Raw genomic sequence first — 15,396 nt, forward strand, 5'->3', positions numbered from 1 at the left:
TTTTACTTTTGGCGAAGCAAATTATAACTCTTTACCATGCTGCTCAAAAACCAATCACGAAAGATCAACACGCCTTAGGTACTGGCGTTGAAATTAATTACATCCGCGGAAGCCGAGAAGAAAACTTCTTCATTGAAAAACGCTCCGTGCCTTTAACAAACCAAACAGCAGAGCCCCTTAAGGTTTATTTTGCTTTAGAAGATGCCACGTTTACCTTCAATTTAAAGCCATTAGACACATTGAACACCAATACGCCGTCGGTGTATGAAAGCACTGCGCCTATTTTGGCAATGTCTGACTTAGAAGGGAATTACAAAACCTTCCGTGATTTCCTTATTACCCATAGTGTTATAAATGAAAACCTTGAATGGCAGTTTGGTGAAGGCCATTTAGTGCTAGTGGGCGACATGGTAGACAGAGGATTTTCTACTACCCAATTGCTTTGGTTCATTTATAAGCTAGAACAAGATGCCCAAAAAGCGGGTGGGGTGGTGCATTATATTATTGGCAATCACGAGCTGAAAAACCTTCAAGGCAATTTTAAATCGGCGGCCAATAAGTATATTCCCATTGCGGGCTTAATTGGCAAAAGCCAAGCCGATTTATTCAGTCACAATTCATATATAGGGCGCTGGCTTGCCAGTAAAAATACCATTGAAAAAATTAATGGCCATTTGTTTGTACATGGCGGTATTCATGAAGATATCGCGAACCTTGATTTAAGTTTGCAACAGATAAACAACAAGTCTAAAGCTTATTATCGACAAATGTATTTCCCAGGCGTGGCTGACAAGGTAACAGAATCGTTAATTTCAACCGAGACTGGACTGGCGTGGTATCGTGGGTATTTCAAAGGTGACGCCAGCAATACATCTATAAAGCAAACATTAGATAAATTTGATGCTCGCTCAATAACGGTAGGTCACACCTTGCAGTTTAAGGTAAATAAGCAATTTGATGGCCGGGTGTTCGCGATAGACGTAAAGCACCCTAATGACTATCGAGGAAGTTTTCCAACAAAACATTCTGAGGCGTTATTTATTGAAAGGGAAAACTTTTATCGGCTTACAGAAACCGGCGAAAGAACAGCTTTATAAGTATGTGGGGATAAATAAGGGGGCAGAATACATTTTAAATTCCAAAGTAGTCTGCCCCTTTTTTATATGCCTATTTAATTGTTACCGTTGCGTCACTTACCCATGTTTCGCTGATGGCCTTATCGTCTTTATTTACTAAATATGCCCTTATCGTCACAGGGTTTTCATTAATTTGTTTGTAATCGAACGTTAGGCGCCATTGGTTTGTGCCTAGTACCGGATAAACACCAATAGGTTCAATTATTTCGCCATTGCTCGCTTCAACAATAGGCTTAACGCCGCTATCTCTGTTTAACCCTTCGAATACTGGGCCTTCAAAGTCGATAACCATTTTGTTCACACCTTCGGGAATAGGCTGACCCGGGATTCCGCCCAAACCCTGTCGGGTATTCGTAACTCGGGCTAATTCATTGGATTTTGGATCGAGCTCGCGCCATTCGATATCATAAGAAAAGGTAAACTCATCGCCTTTTTGAGCGGGTTTCTCGGGCACCCAATAGGCAACTATATTGTCAAATGTTTCGTCTTGCGTTGGGATCTCAATTAACTGAACAGCACCTTTGCCCCATTTTCCACGAGGCTTGACCCAAGCTGATGAACGTTTGTTGTAGAATACCCCATCGTCTTGGTAGTTGTTGAAATCACGATCTCTTTGAATTAATCCAAAGCCTTTGGGGTTTTCATCAATAAAGCTATTGGTCGACACCGACTTAGGATTATTGAGAGGGCGCCAAATATGTTGACCAGCGCCAGTGTGAATAGCAACGCCGTCACTATCGTGAATTTCAGGGCGCCAATCTTTAGCAACAGTTTTGTCTTTTTCTGAATACCAAAACATACTGGTTAACGGCGCTATGCCTAAACGTTCCACATCTTCCCGCATGTACAAATTCGCGGTAACAGATGTAACATGACCTTTGGCGTTTTTATTGTCTTTGGTTAGGCCGAATCGGTAGGCGCCCGTGATAGAAGGCCCTTCAAGCAATGCCCATACAGACAGATCTTCGCTGTTGTTTTCTGCCGGACCAACCCAAAATGCTGAAAATCGAGGAAATTCTTCCGGTTCGCTCATTCCAGTATTTATCGCAATACCTCGCGCTGATAACCCATATTGCCCTTGCGGCCCGTCGGTACGAAAATAAGAAGCACCCAGAAAAGATACCCAGTCTGGCTTCATACCTGGTCGCATAACTCTAAAGCCTGCATACCCGAAGCCTTCGGGGAGAGCGTGAGCAGGGCTATCAGCAGGCATATCAAAAAGCGCGTTACTGAAGGGAACCTCTTGAACAATATTTTTACTGTCTCTGATGAAAATTTTGACTGGCTCGGGAAAATATCGTCCAGGGTAGAATAATTGTACCGGTGCTATTTCACCACTCGGGTATAAGGTTTCGTCTTCTTTAAAGCGTATTTTCCAGTGTTGATCGTAAGTGATTTTATTAATTAATTCGGGCGCCGGAACGTCGGGAGGAGTATAGGGTTTACCAGCTGATGTTTTAGCAAGGGTTTTTAAGTCTTCGAAGGTAAATTTTGTCTTGTCTGATGCTTGTGCCGCATGTAACGACATGGAGGCAGAAAAGATAATTGCGATGAATAACATCAACTTCATAAAAATTTTCCAATCTATTGAGTCTAGTAAAATGAATTTGCTGTACGAATTCCAGTGGTAAATTATTCAGCCAGTCCGAAACAGACAACGATAATAAGAAGGAGTTCTTATAATCACCTTTTGCCCTGTCCAGTAAATGCTTGATTGAGTTGAGTGAAACCCGTTCAACACGCACATGTTCCACGAGTCTCAGGTTTTTAGGCGCTAGTGCAAAAGCAATGGTTTCTATTTTATTGATGACTAAGCTGACTGAATAACTACTTCAGCTTCATAATTTAGGATCTTAAATTAAGGGGGCAGCACACATTTTCATTCAAAAATATATTCTTACCTGTTCTATTCCCCATCGTTTACTAACGTAAAGTATTTATAAAGACGATTGTACCTTTGACCTCAGCCCTCATAATCCGTGGTCATGCGTAGCAGGCTAACTGAAAAATTTACGCACATTATCGAACCAGATTTCAAAATTTTTTATTAATACGCACTAACCCGATAAACGGTTAACAAAGGCAGTCGAATGCAATTACAAAAATCTCCTTCTTTTTACTTTTCTATACTGCTCGTTTTGATCACTCTTACCTTATCAGGTTGTAACTCTGACTCGTCTGACAGCACTTCGAGCGAAGAAACGTTAGAAGAAACTTCAACTGACGATACCAGTGATGATACGTCTGACGGTACGACCGACGAGGATGGCTCAGATACTGAAGTAACAGAATACGCGACCTCGAATGCAATTGGCTTGCTGTTGAATTCTGCAGACGCCCAGAATGGCTATACATTGTTTGGCGGGCAGCGCTTCAGTACCACTTACCTAATTGATAACTGTGGTGAAATGGTGCAAAGCTGGTCTTCTGACTACAGCACCATGTCTTCGTACTTACTCGAAAATGGCAACTTACTTCATACAGGGCGTTTGCAAAGCGCTGTGAATTCAGAGTTTTTGAGGGGAGGGGGCGACTCTGGTCGTGTAGAAATTATTAACGAACAAGACGAGCTTCAATGGTATTACGAATTTAACAGTGACACGCAGTTTATGCATCACGATGTCGAATACATTGAAAGTACCGGCACGGTATTGGTTATGGTGTGGAATAAGCATAGCGCTGCAGAAGCTGAAGCAGTTGGCTATTCAAGGAATCATGCGCTGTGGAGTGAGCAGATTATTGAGCTAGATCCAACAGTAGAAGATACCGAAGACGCTATTGTTTGGCAGTGGGATTCATGGGATCACATTGTACAAGATGAAGATTTAACGATTGAGAGTTACGGTGTTATTTCAGAGAACCCACAGTTAATTGACATTAATTTTACCGGCATAGACGTTGAATATGAAGCCGACCCTATTCATATGAACGCTGTTACCTATAACGAGAAGTTCGATCAGATCATGATCAATAGCCGTAACTACAGCGAGTTTTGGATTATTGACCATTCGACCACTACCGCTGAAGCGGCTTCCCATTCAGGTGGAGCTAGAGGCAAAGGTGGAGATATTTTATATCGTTGGGGAAACCCTCAAACTTACGACATGGGCGACGCCGACGACCAAAAGCTGTTTTTACAACATGATGCTTATTGGATAGATGATGACTATACCGAAGGTGGTCAAGTCATGAGCCTCAATAACCAACCAAACTATTACGGTAATAGCAATTATTCCACAATTAACGTGGTGGATACGCAAGTGAGTGATGCCGGCGATTACACCTTAAATGACGATGGAACTTACGGACCTACAGATTTTACTTGGACATATGAAGCTGATAATCCTACCGACTTCTACGCTACCAATATTTCCGGTGCGCAGCGATTAGATAATGGCAACACAATAATAGATGAAGGTACCACAGGCACATTTTTCGAAGTGACTTATGATGGCGAGGTTGTCTGGAAATATGTTACTCCCGTGGATGAGACCGGTGTACTTACGCAAGGCGATACACCAGGAAGTAACTTTGTTTTTCGCATAAATAAGTATCCTACGGACTACATCGGGCTTTCTTACTACAGCTTAAGCCCCAGTGGCGCGATTGAAAATGGCTCTGACTATTCGTGCGAACTGTTTGAATAAAGCGCTGTATTTACACAGATTGGGTCAAAGTACATTGGTAGTTTTTAAAGTACTTTGACCCTTATAGTAGCCCCTTATATTAGCCCCTTTTTTTTAACCTACTCAATCTATACACAGAAGACCTTATTGTAAGGCACGATTACCGTCACCCCTATCATCAAATACCTCATCGAATAGTCTATCCACACGTGATAGATGAAGGCTAGTACGCCGAACAAAGTTTCAAAATTCGATATTTACATAAATCAATGAAGTCAAAAAGACAGCCGCTGCAGAAAGCTAGTAAATAGCTTTAATTCTTCCTATACTCATTTTTTGGGCTTTTTCCGCAGTAGTTTTCAGGGAGCATTACCGCCTAAAAGCGGTAATTTATAATACGGGCCGTCAGATCAAAAGCCTGACGATGCTCTAAAAATCAATCTAATCTCGAAAACGGAGTTTCACCCATGAACAACCCTCGCCATCTGTTTATTGGTACTGCCATAGCAATATCACTCTTACTGGGCGCCTGCGCCCAAAAACAGGAAAATCCGGCTCCACACACCGCTGAACTAAAGGTTACTGACTTAGAAAAGCTAGCGGCCACTGACGCTCTGCGCACCCTAGCCGACGACGTATGGGCCGATTATCTAGAGCAATATACTTACTACCGGTTGCAGGAAGGGTTGCCTATAAGTAGGTTCGAGGACCTGACCTTGCAGGAATACCGCAAGGAATTGCTACAGAGTCAAAAGTACCGTGCAAGATTGGAAGAAATCGACAAACGGGCTTTGTCGGGTGATGATTTGATCACTTACGAAATACTGGCCTTCCAAAATCAAGAAGATGGCGCTAATGACGACGATTACTGGTTGACGTTTGATATAACAGCCTACCAAGCTCCCTATTTGTTTCGAACCGGCCAGCAAGCCTTAGCAGTGCAACCCCTCAACAGCGAATCTGAAGCACAGCATTATCTGAAACTGGTAGGTGAACTCGCCGATATGATTGACCAGCTTGTTGCCAAGGTTGAAGGGCAGGTTGAACGTGGTATTTATTTACCAAAGCCAGCTCTACCTTCCACCCTGCAGATGTGGGAAGGTATGCAGCGTGAGTTACCTGAGACCATCAGAGTTGATGAAGCGCGACTGGGTGGGCTTTCCATGGATGAGAAAGCCCGGTTCAATAAGGCGCTGAAATTGTTAATTGAAACTCGCATCGTGGGCGGTTTCGACAAGCTATTGGCTGCTTTGGGAGAAGAATACGAAGCCAATGCACCTGAAAGTGTAGGCCTCTCTCAATATCCGAATGGTATTGATGTGTACAAAAGGCTGGTGAGACAGATGACAACACTTAATCTTTCTCCAGAAGAAATACATCAACGAGGAAAAGCAGCGGTAGAGGACATCTCGAAACGCATGGAAGCCATTCGAGTGCAGCTTGGATTTGAAGGGACTGCCCAGGAATTCTTGCAGCAACTGAAAACTGACCCCAGATTTATCGCAGCTGATGCCGAAGAAGTTGAACAAAGATACTTAGAGTACATACGCCGGATTGAGCCGATGTTGGGAGAATATTTTAAAACATTACCAAAAGCGCCTTATGGCGTTAAACGACTTCCGCTGGCAGTCGAAGCTGGAATGACCTACGGTTATTACGGTGAACCTAGCGCAGCAGACCCTGTTGGCTACTATTATTACAATGCTTCGAACTTGTCAGAGCGGAGCATGGTATGGGCGGGGGGGCTTATATATCACGAGCTGTTACCCGGTCACCATTTCCATATTGCTACACAGGCAGAAAATAAATCACTGCAGAAATTTCGCCAGAACTCAATAGATAATGCCTATACCGAAGGTTGGGCAGAATACGCAGCCAGTCTGGCAGAAGAAATGGGCCTTTATGCGACACCTGAAGAATTATACGGTCGCTACATCGGGCAAATATTTCTGGCAGCCCGCCTCGTTGTCGACACTGGCATGAATGCGCTTGGCTGGTCATTGGAAGAGGCTCGTGAATACATGGCTCAATACGCTATTCAGTCAAAAACTGAAATTGCTTCTGAGACATTGCGCTATTCAACCGGTATGCCCGCCCAAGCTCTTGGCTATCGTATCGGTTACGAAAAAATTTGGGAGCTTCGTAGACATGCCGAAGCAAGTCTAGGCGACAAGTTTGATATTCGGGAGTTCCACCACATTGTTTTATCGGACGGCTCAAAACCGCTAGCGGTACTAGAAGCCAAAGTAGAGCGCTATATCGCGGCTGCACGATAAATAACGGAGTCTAAATAATTGGGGGGTCGAGTACATTATAAGTTTTTAAAGTACTCGGCCCCTCTTTACGAACCTTTTCTTCGGACTTTACTTTGCTGTTTGCGTCGCTATACCCACTTCACTATTTTCATCGATTTTTCAAAAGATTTAGTCAGCTTCGTACTGCATTGGATTAACTATGATTTGTTGATTGCAAAGGCGTAAAAGGGGGATATCAATTGAACTGTCTGAGTAACCTATAATTGTTTCGTATTCTTCAAGGTTATAGCGCATTTTGATGCGTTCAACTTTATTAGTTTCATAACAATGAAACTTGCTGACCATACCTCCAGCGAGCCGAGTTTCTTCAGAGCAAGCGACCTCCAGCTTTGGGATACAGAGCTTTGCAATAATACGCTTAACCATCCACTCTGATGCACCACTGACAATTACTACTGTGTCATTATGTTGGGTATGTGAAATTAACTTGTCAATCGCGTTTTTATATATGACGGTAGCGTTATTTTCCAAATAACTGTTAATAAAGCGCTTGCGTAATTTAGCTACCTTTTTAGGAGACATGCCACACGTAACTAGCCACAGAAGCACAGAGAAACCAATAAACTTTGTTTTATTCAGTATCAAAAAGGGCAGGGTGTAAGGTAGCGCGAAGAAGCATAATACAAACCGAATAGGATTGCGTTGCACCATGAACTTCATATACTCGGCGCCGGTATCTTTGTTTATTATTGTTTTGTCAAAATCAAACAATATTAAATTCACGGTGCTAAGTATTCCCTTAATTTGACTACATGAGTCTTGGTAGCTATTCCACAAATAACGATATTCCACAGTTTGGACAAGTATAATTTGTGAATGTGAACATGCTCCATAACATTAAACTCAAAACTAATGCGATTATTCCGATACTAAGTCTTATTTCTTTAAGACTAGAAAAGGTAAATAATAAAAGAACAAATACACAGCCTCAGGCAACAAATACTAAGATCCATTTTTTCTTCGTTTTTGAAACTCAATTGCAATTTCAATGGGAGTCAAAACTATATACCTATGACGCTCAAGCTAAACGGAAAATACGACGCGTTTTGGCCGAAGGCCAGCGAGTAATTGCCCTTACTAGCGAAGAGAAGTTTGATGCATCTGCTAGCGGACATTTCTAACATCACCTCTATCTAATTCTTTTTTTTCAACGCGTACCAGTTTTCTTTAAAATATACCAATGAACCCATGGCTACTGCGAAAGGGATGAGCACTGGATTGTTTGATATGTAGCTAAAAGCTAATATAGGGAATGCCGAAGCGATAGCAAAGCCCAAACGTTGGTTCCTTGTATAGCGCACTTTTTTAAACTTATTTGCTTTCAATAGCACCTGCTGAACAAACAGAGCTGAAACGATAACTAGTATTATAATTACTTGAAAAATGCTAATTTCTTCCATGATATCTCCTGTTGATTTGCTTGTTATATGGCAGCTTATTTAAACCACTTTCCTATGTCTTCTTCACTAGCTGATGGATGTGAAAATATACCTTCATCTAGCGCTGCAACAAAAGAGTCAGCATCTTTTGGGGTTAAACCAGTATCTGCATAATTTAACACTTTAATATTGTCGACCAATGCGAAAGGCTGTGTATTATACATTTGGTATAGTTCCATAGGTTCTGACATTCCCTTAGCCCAAGCTTTGATAAAATAAACATCTTGCTTACTGCCGTTTTCTAGGGTTATTAATCCATCTTGAACATATGCCCAGCTATCAGACTTTTGTGACAAAGAATGTAAAAATTCTTGTCCAAGAATAACCGCATTTTGTTGTGTGACAGCTTCAAAGGTTTTAATTTCTCGGTTTTCACCTAGATAGTAAATAACTAAAGGAACTAATAGCTCACCTTCTTGTAAATCACTGCCAATCAAAACACTATGTGCTAATACTAAACCTATAATTTTCCCTACTGCTTCAGATATCAACATGTACCCCTTGCCACATAACAGTTTACTAGACTCCAAACCAGTCTGTTTTAACACACTATTATGGTTTTTTTGATTTTATCTATATTTCCAGATTACCTGCTAACCCCTCAAAACAATAAAGTCGAATGGCGTTTTTTGCTCACGAATTAAAGGTACAAAAACGGTATGTTCGGGGCTGAAGGAGTATTTGACTCATTTACTTTGTATTATGGTGTAGTAAGTTTAATTTAGCTAGAAGACCATAAAAGTACTACAAATTAAGCTCTATAAATAAAAGCGCTTAGGTAAGACAAATGACAAGTGGCATCTATGGCGAAAGGTACGCTAAAACATATTTGTCTAACGCAGAGTGCATAGAACGGTTATATATTCTTCGCGTATGATTGAAGCGTTCCAAAAGGGATAGGGAATCGCTATTAGCAAATAAATAAAGCAGCAAAAAATATAGCTACAATTAACTTACCTGCATCAAATTCACCCAACGCTGTCACCTGCATTATTAACAAGTGCAGCGTTAGGTAAGCCTAAGCAATAAACTTCAGCTAGCTATAAAAACAAAGATAAGCAGTAGGTGTTTCAATTTTTACATCGAAAGAAAGGTTTGCATCAATAGTAAACTCTGTTCCCGTTTTGAACGACTGCCAGTCGCTTGAACCTGGAAGTTTAACGGTCATTTCACCTTCCATTACTTTCATTACTTCGTGCTGACTGGTGTTGAAGGTGTACTCACCTGGCGCCATTACGCCTGAAGTACAGGGGCCATTTGCTGACTCAAATGCAATTGAACGAACCTTGTCATCAAAATAACTGTTTACTGTAAAAGACATATGCGCTTTCCTTTTATTGAAAATAGAAGAGCGAGCATTGTGCAATAATTAAAGCTGAATGGCTAACCTGTGATTTTCTAAGATATTCTCATTCGCAAAATAAGCCGGCATTAAAAAGGCATCCAGTTATATAAAGTGCAAAATTAGTCATTAAAACCACATGAAATATGTGTAATTGGCTAGAGACTCTCAAGCGCTGTGGTTATACTAGCTCACAATCGCATTTCCAGAGGTTTTACAGCAATTGAGCACAATGAGTTTGCCACGTGTGGTGCCCCAGCAGAGTCTTTTAACACATTATCAGACATATCTAGAACAGCTTGCTAGTACCGCTTTTACCGGCGATGTTGAGTACAGCTATGCCAGCCGTCTTGCTGTGGCCACCGATAATTCGGTATATCAAAAACTCCCTCAAGCTGTGGTATTTCCTAAAAGCGTTGCCGATTTGCAAGTATTAGGCAAGCTGGTTAACGACCACCCGCTAGTGAAATTCTCGGCGCGTGGCGGCGGCACAGGCACTAATGGCCAAAGTTTAACCGACGGCATTGTGGTTGACATGTCGCGTTACATGAATCAAATTTTGGAAATCAATGTTGAAGAGCAATGGGTTAAAGTACAGTCAGGCGTAGTAAAAGATGCACTGAATGACGCCCTTCGCCCCCATGGATTTTTCTTTTCCCCTGATCTTTCTACTAGTAACCGCGCTACGGTAGGTGGGATGATTAGTACCGATGCGTCGGGGCAGGGCTCGTTGGTTTACGGTAAAACCAGCGACCATGTATTGGGCTTAACTTCGGTGCTGGCTAACGGTGAAGTATTAAACACCACACCAATTAGTGTGCAAGAAGCGAAAGAAATAGCTGACACAAACGCAGATAACAGCGCCTATGTGGGTATTTTACGCCAAGTACTTGCTACTTGCGTAGATAAACGCGATGCCATTATTGAAAAATTCCCCCGTTTAAACCGCTTTTTAACCGGTTACGATTTAGAGCACGCCTATAATGAAACCGAGCAGCTTATAGATGTGAGCCGCTTGATTACCGGCGCTGAAGGCTCGTTAGCTATGGTGGCCGAAGCTAAGCTTTCTCTTACGCCCATCGCGAAACATAAAGCCTTAGTTAATATTAAGTACGATACCTTTGAATCGGCGCTTCGCCATGCTCCCGAAATGGTAAAAGCAAATGCCACGTCTGTTGAAACGGTAGACTCAAAAGTATTAAACCTAGCTAAAACCGATATTATCTGGCACTCCATTGCCAATTTAATTACCGACGTTCCACACAAGGAAATGTTGGGCTTAAATATGGTCGAGTACAACAGCAACGATGAAGAAGAAATTCGCACCCGCATTGCCGAGCTAGAAGCCAGGCTTACCGCCGCTGCCGAAACCGGCGAGGGTGGGGTAATTGGTTATCAGGTTACGTTTGATAAAGCGGATATTGGTAAAATATACGCCATGCGTAAAAAGTCAGTTGGCCTGTTGGGTAAAACCAAAGGTGTGCAAAAGCCTATCGCTTTTGCAGAAGATACTGCAGTGCCGCCTGAAAATTTGGCCGATTTCATCATGGAATTTAGGGCTCTGCTAGACAGCCATGGTTTAAAATACGGTATGTTCGGGCACGTTGATGCAGGTGTGTTACACGTACGGCCAGCTCTTGATTTATGCGATGTTGAACAAGAAAAGTTGATGCATCAAATATCAGATGAAGTAGTCGCGTTAGTGGCTAAATATGGCGGCTTAATGTGGGGCGAGCACGGTAAAGGTTATCGCAGCGAGTATGGTCCCGCCTTTTTCGGTGACATGTTATTTACCGAATTGCGTAAAATAAAAAGCGCATTTGACCCGCTTAATAAAATGAACCCAGGCAAGGTGTGTACGCCTTTAGATAGTACTGAGAGCTTGGTAAAGGTTAGCGATACGAAACGCGCAACATTCGATAGAACTATTCCTACTACGTTTAAAGAAGCTTTTGCGCCTGCCATGGAATGTAATGGTAATGGCTTGTGCTTTAACTACGACACTACGTCACCTATGTGCCCATCGAGTAAAGTGACTCGTGATAGACGCCATAGCCCGAAAGGCCGTGCGGGCCTTATTCGTGAATGGATACGTTTGCTCGCGAAAGATGGAGTAGACACTAAAACACTAAGTGCTGAACAATTCGATACGTCTTGGTGGCAGCGCTTTAGTAATAGCCGAAACAAACAAGACGATTTTTCTCACGAAGTGCTAGACGCCATGAATGGTTGCCTAGCCTGTAAGTCGTGTTCAAGCCAATGCCCGGTGAAAGTAGATGTACCTGATTTTAGGTCGAAGTTTTTATCTATTTATTACCAGCGCTACATGCGCCCAATGAAAGACCATCTTGTGGGAAACATTGAACGCATGGCGCCAATTATGGCTAAGTTCTCGCCCGTGGTTAATTTGTTTTTGAAACGAAAGTGGATGCAAAACGGTATTGAGAAAACCATTGGCTATGTAGACACGCCTATTCTATCTGAGCCTACGTTGGCGAATAGAGTAAAAGGGAAAGTGGCTACTTATAACCACGACGCGTTATCTAAGCTAAGTGCCCAAGAAAAGCAAAAGACGGTGTTGATAGTGCAAGACCCTTTCACCAGCTATTACGATGCGAGTGTGGTTGAAGATTTTGTTACCTTAGTGAATGCCCTTGGTTTTACACCGGTAATGTTACCGTTTAAACCGAATGGCAAACCAGAACATGTAAAAGGCTTTTTAGCTAAATTTGCGAAGACCGCAAAAAATACCGCAGGCTTTTTAAATGAAGTGGCGCAGCTAAACATTCCTATGGCAGGTGTAGATGCGTCTTTGGTGTTAGTTTATCGTGACGAGTACACCAAAACCTTGGGTAAAGCCCGTGGTGATTTTCATGTGTTGGCAGTGCATGAATGGCTTGAAACGGTACCCAGTGATGTATGGCAATCGACAAGCAAAAAGATAGGTGTGTCAGAGCCTTCAGCGAAGACTTCGGATCAGAATTCAGCGCAGCCTTCAGCTCAGCCATTAGCACTGCTAAGTCACTGTACAGAAAAAACGGCGTTGCCCGCATCTGAAAAGCAATGGCAGGGTTTGTTTGCTAAAGTGAATCAGCCAGTTGATATTGTGGCGGTAGGCTGTTGCGGCATGGCGGGAACTTACGGCCATGAAGCCGATCAAAAAGAAAAGTCGTTAGCCATTTATGGGTTAAGTTGGGAGCAAGCGGTCAAACGTTATCCAGCAGATGCTATTCTTGCCACTGGCTATTCATGCCGAAGTCAGGTAGCGCGTATAGAGCAGTTTAAGCCGAAGCATCCTTTACAAGGTCTGTTGGCCTGTGTTTCATCATCGCAGTAGCCTAAACTCAACATCAACCGACTACGTAAAAACTAAAAATAAAACGAAATAGATCAGAGAATAATATGACAGACAATACACCACAAAATGAAATGACCGATCAGCAACGCAGTGAATGGGTGCGTGAGCAATTTCAAAAAGCAAACAAACATCTCGCCGAAAATGGTGTGCTATACGAATCAGTGGTGACAAACGAAAGCCGTTATTTAGTACCCTATTTAGCAGTATGGAAAATCAAAGATACTAATAATGCATTTTATTGGGTGATGAGTGGCGATTTGCCTACCGACTTTATTCCTGAGGCTACGGCGGCTAATGCTCGCGAAGCGATTAAACACTTTGCAATGTCGTGGCAGTTGAAGGCGGCAAATTTACGCGAGTCAGACAGTGCTGATGCATCGTCGTTGGAGTATGCGGAATTATTAGAAAGTAGAGCAGAAGGCCTGCACGCCATACAAAACCAAGATGAACTATGGCAAGGCGTTTAAGCTAACCTTTATTGATGCAATGGCTAATGTGATAGTTAATGCATTTGTGAAACATCGGGGAATGGAAAACGCTCTACAGGGCATTGCATGCGCTGACGTGCTACGCCACCGTCCATAAACACTTGCCCTTCGGGCTTAAAGCCTAAGCCTTGATGGTACGACACACTATCAAGGCTGCAGCTTACTTTTAAAATAGTGACGTTATGGCGATTGGCGACTTCTATTAAAGCCGCAAACAGCGCACGATAAACAGACATGTTTCGGTAACCGCGCTTCACTGCGATCCTGCCAATTTCTCCACACTGAGTTAACCGCCCCGTTGCAATGGGTTGGTTAGCTTCTTCACCATCTTCCAAAAGCAGTACATGAAAAGCGCTGGCATCGCGCTCATCAAATTCACTGTCTTGGGGTACTCGCCATTCCAAAACGAATACATCTTCCCTGATTGCTTTAAGTCGATGCTTATCCCTTGCCCAATCGACGTTCTCTATCGTATAAGCCATGTGGTTGCGTTACGCTTCTATCCATTCCCAGTAACCCTTATTTACAAGTGTAGTTAATGTTGCTAAAAACGCAAAAGAGGGTAGATCAGGCAGGATTTCGGCAAAAAGTACGTCGTTGTTCAATAAAAGCTGAACCCATTGCTCATCTTCTTTGTTATAACTGAAACGTTCGCCGTTAACATAAAAGAAGCGACCTTGGTGAGAAGGTGTCGTGTTTTCAGTATCTGTTGCAATGAGCGCACGTACTCCAGGGGCGGCTGCAAACTCCACACCTTCTTCAAACCCTGCGGTAATTTGGCTATCAGTATATAAATACTCAGGTGGATACTCTGGAAGGCCTTGTTCACTTAGTGATTCAAGCAATGCATGGGTGAAGTCATCGGAATTAATCGCTGTGATGAGCTGTTGCTTTAACGCGGCAATATCACTAGATTCAACTACTGCCGAAGGCATTGACAACTTTCTACCTGAATCGGTAAATCGCACATTAATGTCGCTGGTTTCTAACATTAACGAAAGGCTATCGGCGAGCTGACTGGTTTCAGGGGCACGAAAGCCTACAGAGTAGGTTAAGCAGTCTTCCAACGCTTTGCCATCATGAGGCCAACCCGGCGGAATATACAGTACGTCACCTGGGTTTAGTACTTCATCAATAATAGGGTCGAAGCCTTCAATTTGACGAAGTTTAGGGTGTGGGAATACTTCTTTGTATTCTCCAGGCTTACCTACGCGCCAACGACGCTGACCCTTTCCCTGCACTAAAAATACATCGTATTGGTCGATATGCGCGCCAACACCTGCATTTTTAGTGGCAAAACTTACCATTAGGTCGTCTAAACGCCAATTTGGAAGAAAGCGGAAGGGTTCAAGAATGTCAGCTACGTCATGTACGTACCTGTCTACACTTTGTACAAGTAGTGTCCATGCACCTTCGCAAACGGCTTCAAAATCATGAATTGGCCCTTGATGAACTTTCCATTCGCCTGCGCCATCCGCTGGGTTGCCACTGGTATTTTCAAAGCTTAGTAGTCGGCTATCTATTTCTTCTTCTTGGGCTAAGCCGGCCAAATCGTGCTCATCGATAGGATCTTCAAAATCTTGAAAAAAGCCACGTAATACAACAGGCTTTTGTTGCCAATAATGAGATAGAAAATGTTCTATATCGAATTCTTTCATTAAGTAATCTCCACGCATCTATGGGGGTATTATC

General features: G+C 42.7%; 12 protein-coding genes. 5 read left to right on the forward strand and 7 right to left on the reverse strand.

Annotated features, from left to right (window positions below; translation table 11 throughout):
• On the forward strand, nt 1-1,097 hold a 1,097-nt coding region (locus J5X92_RS09325; protein WP_208805674.1), incomplete at its 5' end, for a metallophosphoesterase.
• Nucleotides 1,098-1,167: 70 nt separating this feature from the next.
• Here the strand turns inward: J5X92_RS09325 and J5X92_RS09330 are convergent.
• Entirely contained in the window at nt 1,168-2,706 is a 1,539-nt protein-coding gene (locus J5X92_RS09330; protein WP_126872205.1) for a glucan biosynthesis protein, read from the reverse strand.
• Nucleotides 2,707-3,226: 520 nt separating this feature from the next.
• On the opposite strand from J5X92_RS09330, the gene J5X92_RS09335 reads away from it, so the two are divergent.
• Both J5X92_RS09335 and J5X92_RS09340 read left to right on the forward strand, forming a co-directional pair.
• Nucleotides 3,227-4,783, forward strand: coding sequence for an aryl-sulfate sulfotransferase (locus J5X92_RS09335; protein ID WP_208805581.1), 1,557 nt, complete (start codon nt 3,227-3,229; stop codon nt 4,781-4,783).
• A 446-nt stretch (nt 4,784-5,229) separates the two neighbouring features.
• Complete coding sequence (locus J5X92_RS09340) at nt 5,230-7,038, forward strand: DUF885 domain-containing protein (RefSeq protein ID WP_126872207.1); 1,809 nt, start codon at nt 5,230-5,232, stop codon at nt 7,036-7,038.
• A 147-nt stretch (nt 7,039-7,185) separates the two neighbouring features.
• Here the strand turns inward: J5X92_RS09340 and J5X92_RS09345 are convergent, their stop codons facing one another.
• From J5X92_RS09345 to J5X92_RS09360, 4 genes are all read right to left on the reverse strand, one after another.
• Nucleotides 7,186-7,869, reverse strand: coding sequence for an HAD-IB family phosphatase (locus tag J5X92_RS09345; protein WP_348272391.1), 684 nt, complete (start codon nt 7,867-7,869; stop codon nt 7,186-7,188).
• Between the two features lie 341 nt (nt 7,870-8,210).
• A complete protein-coding gene (locus J5X92_RS09350) occupies nt 8,211-8,477 on the reverse strand; it encodes a hypothetical protein (protein ID WP_126872208.1) in 267 nt (88 codons plus the stop codon).
• Between the two features lie 35 nt (nt 8,478-8,512).
• Nucleotides 8,513-9,010 carry a hypothetical protein gene (locus tag J5X92_RS09355; protein WP_013784407.1) on the reverse strand — a complete coding sequence of 166 codons (498 nt, stop codon included), beginning with the start codon at nt 9,008-9,010 and terminating at the stop codon, nt 8,513-8,515.
• A gap of 542 nt (nt 9,011-9,552) precedes the next feature.
• Nucleotides 9,553-9,837 carry a pyrimidine/purine nucleoside phosphorylase gene (locus tag J5X92_RS09360; protein ID WP_126872209.1) on the reverse strand — a complete coding sequence of 95 codons (285 nt, stop codon included), beginning with the start codon at nt 9,835-9,837 and terminating at the stop codon, nt 9,553-9,555.
• A gap of 253 nt (nt 9,838-10,090) precedes the next feature.
• Between J5X92_RS09360 and J5X92_RS09365 the strand changes: the two genes are divergently transcribed.
• Both J5X92_RS09365 and J5X92_RS09370 read left to right on the forward strand, forming a co-directional pair.
• A complete protein-coding gene (locus J5X92_RS09365) occupies nt 10,091-13,195 on the forward strand; it encodes an FAD-binding and (Fe-S)-binding domain-containing protein (protein WP_208805583.1) in 3,105 nt (1,034 codons plus the stop codon).
• Nucleotides 13,196-13,260: 65 nt separating this feature from the next.
• The gene (locus tag J5X92_RS09370) at nt 13,261-13,683 is read left to right on the forward strand and encodes a DUF4826 family protein (RefSeq protein WP_126872211.1); all 423 of its coding nucleotides are present in this window, start codon (nt 13,261-13,263) and stop codon (nt 13,681-13,683) included.
• 35 nt (nt 13,684-13,718) lie between these two features.
• Here J5X92_RS09370 and J5X92_RS09375 read toward each other — a convergent pair whose 3' ends face one another.
• Nucleotides 13,719-14,186 carry a GNAT family N-acetyltransferase gene (locus J5X92_RS09375; protein WP_063458464.1) on the reverse strand — a complete coding sequence of 156 codons (468 nt, stop codon included), beginning with the start codon at nt 14,184-14,186 and terminating at the stop codon, nt 13,719-13,721.
• Between the two features lie 9 nt (nt 14,187-14,195).
• The gene (locus J5X92_RS09380; RefSeq protein ID WP_013784401.1) at nt 14,196-15,362 is read right to left on the reverse strand and encodes a cupin domain-containing protein; all 1,167 of its coding nucleotides are present in this window, start codon (nt 15,360-15,362) and stop codon (nt 14,196-14,198) included.
• Nucleotides 15,363-15,396: the final 34 nt, after the last annotated feature.

Origin of the sequence: Alteromonas sp. K632G, from assembly GCF_017653625.1 — a bacterium.
Taxonomy (GTDB): Bacteria; Pseudomonadota; Gammaproteobacteria; order Enterobacterales; family Alteromonadaceae; genus Alteromonas; species Alteromonas naphthalenivorans.